The organism is Streptomyces swartbergensis, from assembly GCF_002148965.1.
GTDB lineage: Bacteria > Actinomycetota > Actinomycetes > Streptomycetales > Streptomycetaceae > Streptomyces > Streptomyces swartbergensis.
The window spans coordinates 1-3,676 of sequence record NZ_NGFN01000529.1 but is presented as its reverse complement, the minus strand read 5'-3'; the positions used below and the strand labels follow the sequence as shown (position 1 = coordinate 3,676).

Genomic DNA, 3,676 nt, shown 5'->3' with positions numbered 1-3,676 from the left:
GTCCCGGGGAGGGCGGGGCGACGTTGCGCAGCCGCCACTCGGTGCGGTGCAGCGCGGCGGCCGTACGGGCCCGGGTGAGGGCGGCGTGCGGGACCGGCTCGCGCAGCCAGCCGTCCAGGGTGCGGGCGAGCCCCGACGCGAGAGCGCGGCCCTGCACGGTCAGCCGGCCGCTGGTCAGCAGGGTGCGCACGGCCAGGCGGCTCTGCAGGCGGCGCAGGGCGAAGAAGTAGGCGGACCGCTCGACCGCCTCGCCCTCGTTCGCACCGGCCAGCCGGTCCCGCCAGAAACCCGCGACGCCGGTGAAGGCGTACGCGCCGTGCAGCAGGCCGGTGAGGTGGCGCGGGTCGGTGCGCCAGGGGGCGTAGTAGCGCTCGGCCCGGTCGTCCTCCAGCAGCGGGAACAGGTGCAGGAGGGCGGCCAGTTTGCTGTGCTGAAGCTCGTGCACCACGGTTTCGGCGAGGGCGAGCGCGGAGGCCGGACGGACGATGAGCATGCCGCCGAAGGAGTCACCGCTGGAGGCCGACACCTGCACGAAGGGTGGCGGGGGCGGGCTGACGGCGGTGCGCCCGAAGGGCACGATCGCCCGGATCATGGCGGGGTCGACCCGCCCGGGGCCCGGTATGCCCGGGCGGGCGAGGATCCGCACGGCCTCCCCGAACAACCGCTGCCATTCCTGTGCCTCGTCCTCGTCGAGCCGGGCGGGAGGCAGATGGTCGTCGAGATCGCGGTAGGGGTCGAGGTCTTCGAGTACGACCGTGACCGGGTCCCCGCCGCCGGGGCCGGTGTGGCTGAGGGTCCGCAGCGGGAGCCAGGTGCCCCCTTCGGCGTCGGCACGCGTCAACGGACGGCAGGTCACCCGCACCGAGCCGGCCGTGCGGCCCGGCCCGGTGACCGTCAGCTCTCCCCCGGCCGTCGTGGCCCGGCCGACCGCCAGACCCGCTCTCGCGTCGGGGAGCTGGATCATGCCGAGTCCGGGCAGGGGCAACCGGCCGCAGGTGAGAGGGACGTCGAGCGCCGTCTGTGTGCCCGCGTGCAAGGAGGCCGAGAGAGCCAGCGCGCTCAGGTGGCCCGCCTCAGCCCACAGGGGCGGGCCGGTCGCCGTGCCGTGCACCCGGCGCAGCATGTGGGACATCCAGCCGCCGGTCGCCGGGGCCAGCAGCAGGCGTTCGACCGGCTCGGGCGACTTCTCGGCCGCCTCCTTGAGGACCCGCCAGGCTTCGGCGACCGGGGTGAGGGGGGTGGGCAGGGCGTCGAGATGACCGAGGAGGGTGCGCATGAGCAGCAACCGCCGCGCGCGTTCGGCTCGTTCGAGGAAGGCGACGGCCGCTGCCGAGCCACCCCCGGCGGCCAGCTCCGCGAAGAGCCGGTCCGGCATGCGGAGTGGTGCGAGGTGCTGCTCGCTGGTCATCGTCGCGGACCTCCGGTCGGGTTGGCGGACACGCGGGGGCCCCGGTGCGCGTGCGGGTGCCGCACCGGGGCTCTGCCGTCAGGACGGGCAGCGGCTAATCGGCCCGGGCGCTGGGTCCCCCTTCTCCGCTCCGCATGCTGCTCCGGGCACGCAGCACCTCGGTGAGCAGGCGCGTGGTGGGGGACAGGGCGGGGAGACCGTCCACGGCGCTCAGGGGCAGCGCCGCGAGGTCCGCCAGATCGGATTCCCAGACATCGGTCTCCGCGGTGGCGACGACCGGTTCAGGTACGGCGGCTCCGGCGTGGTGCAGAGCGGGCGGCTGGTCCAAGATGCTCCCCCTTCTCGCACGGTGGCACGCGATGCCCCGTGTCTTTCCATCATGGCCAATACCCCCCGGGGCGAAAACCGTACGATCACGCCACTGATCACCGCCCATCGCGCCGACGCTCCGATGGGGCCGCCAACTCGGCCAGCGCGGCGGCGAGTTCGTTCTTCAGTTTCGGGTCGTCGTCGATGGACACCACGGCGTCGAACAGGTCCCACAGTGCCTGCGGATTCCGCCGGGCGAGCCCGCCGAGGATGTTGACGACGTCGGTGCGTGCCCTGCTGTGACGGCGCAGTACYGCTGTGACACGCGGGTTCAGCGCGGCGACGACCGTCTGCCGCTCGTCGGGGTCGTGCATCAGGGGGTAGGCGAGGAGGGCCTCCACCGCCCGCTGGAAGGCCGCGAGGGGGCGCGGCGCGGCGGGCGGTCCGGCCGGGGGCAGGGTCTCGGTGCGGTCGGGGCCCTGGAGCCGGATCTCGGGGTGCTGAAGAGTACGGCCCTCTTCCCTGAGGGACGCGATGCGCGCCCGAACGGCCGGAAACAGTTCCTCCGGATCGGGCGGTGCAGGAAGCACGGCCGCCCGGTCGGCCAGCAGACCGAGCAGGACGTCGGAGAACAGGCCGGTGGCACGGACGGGGTCGTTGGCCGCGACCCTGCCCCGTCCGGCGGCGCGCAGCACGGTCTGCCGGTGCGCGTGGTTGGGCCGGCCCACCGGCAGGGCGTCGGCGGGCAGCGCCTCCCGGAACGCCAGATCCTCCTCGAAGGTCTCGCAGGCGTCCACGATCCACATCTGCTCGCGCAGCCCGGGCACGGCGTCACCGGCGTACCGGGCGAGCGCGGATTCCAGGTCGATCCCCACTTTGTCGGCGACGCCCGCGTCCGCGCAGAACAGCCGGAGCCGCCCGGCCCGGTCCAGCACTCCGTGCCCGCCCCACCACACCCACAGCATGTCGCCCTGGGCCTCGGACAGTTCGCGAACGAGGACCCGGCGCAAGGTCGCCTGGTCCGCGCGCCCGTAGGGGACTTGAGGGTCGTAGGACGGCAAGGGGCTGAGGTGCAGCCGCAGTTGGGACTCGGGGACCCCGGCGTTCCGCAGCAGTCGCCAAAACCGTACGGCGTCCTGGGCGGGTCCGGGCAGTCGCCAGTCGTCCCCGGCCTCGTACGCCTCGATCCCGACGACGAGGGCGTGCACCCGGGCCGGGTCGACGGACGGCATCGGCCCGGTCACGGCAGGTGGTCCACGATGTGGCGGTACACGGCGGGGTTCGTCCAGTAGGCGCTGTGCGCGGCGGGGAACGGCTGGCCACTGTCGACGGGGACATCGGTGACGCGGCCCGGGAAGAGTTCCGCACCGAGATGGCCGAGCAGATCGCGCGGGTCGTACTGGTTGAGCCAGGCGGGGACGGACGGCGGCAGGGGCGCGGGGTGTTCGAGGGACGGCAGGGAGCCCGACTCGTAGAGGAACGGGCCCTGGGAGCCGACCGTCACCAGGAGGCCGACCTGCGGCAGCGGGGCGGAGATAAGCGTGTCGAGGGCGATGATGCCGCCGAGGCTGTGGCCGACCACCGCGACGGGCGGCTCCAGGCCGGCGACGAGGGCGCGCAGGCCCTCCCGGAAGGCCGCGCCCCGGCTCAGGTAGCGCAGGATGTCGCCGGCGGCGGGGTGTGCGGCCTCGGTGAGGGCACGCCGGCGGCGTTCGACGGCCCGAGCGGCCACCGTTGCGGCCGTCCGCAGCAGTAAGGAGCGCAGCCCCCGCTCCGTACCCCGGGGCGGTGCGCCGAGGGCCTCGGCGATCCGGTCGGTGACGGCGTCACGGGTCTCGCCGACCGGAATGAGCGGGGAGTCGGCGTCGAGGGCGTCGGCGATGAGGCGGGCGGTCAGGGAACGGGCGGCGAGGACGGCGAGGTCCGCCGGGCCGAGGGCGTCGGCGGCGGGGCCAAGCA

The 3,676-nt window shown here is 74.4% G+C and carries 4 protein-coding genes; all 4 read right to left on the bottom strand.

The window, feature by feature from the left end; translation table 11 throughout:
* Positions 1-1,408, bottom strand: a 1,408-nt coding sequence (locus CA983_RS41505; RefSeq protein ID WP_086605831.1) for an HEXXH motif domain-containing protein, incomplete at its 3' end; no start/stop codon positions are given.
* 94 nt (positions 1,409-1,502) lie between these two features.
* Positions 1,503-1,736: a hypothetical protein gene (locus tag CA983_RS41500; protein ID WP_086605830.1), complete on the bottom strand. Its 234-nt coding sequence runs from the start codon at positions 1,734-1,736 to the stop codon at positions 1,503-1,505.
* A 97-nt stretch (positions 1,737-1,833) separates the two neighbouring features.
* Positions 1,834-2,961 (bottom strand): effector-associated domain 2-containing protein, encoded by a 1,128-nt coding sequence (locus CA983_RS41495; protein WP_086605829.1) that lies wholly within the window; start codon positions 2,959-2,961, stop codon positions 1,834-1,836.
* A partial coding sequence (locus CA983_RS41490; protein ID WP_086605828.1) for an alpha/beta fold hydrolase occupies positions 2,958-3,676 on the bottom strand: 719 nt, incomplete at its 5' end. The genes CA983_RS41495 and CA983_RS41490, both read right to left, overlap by 4 nt.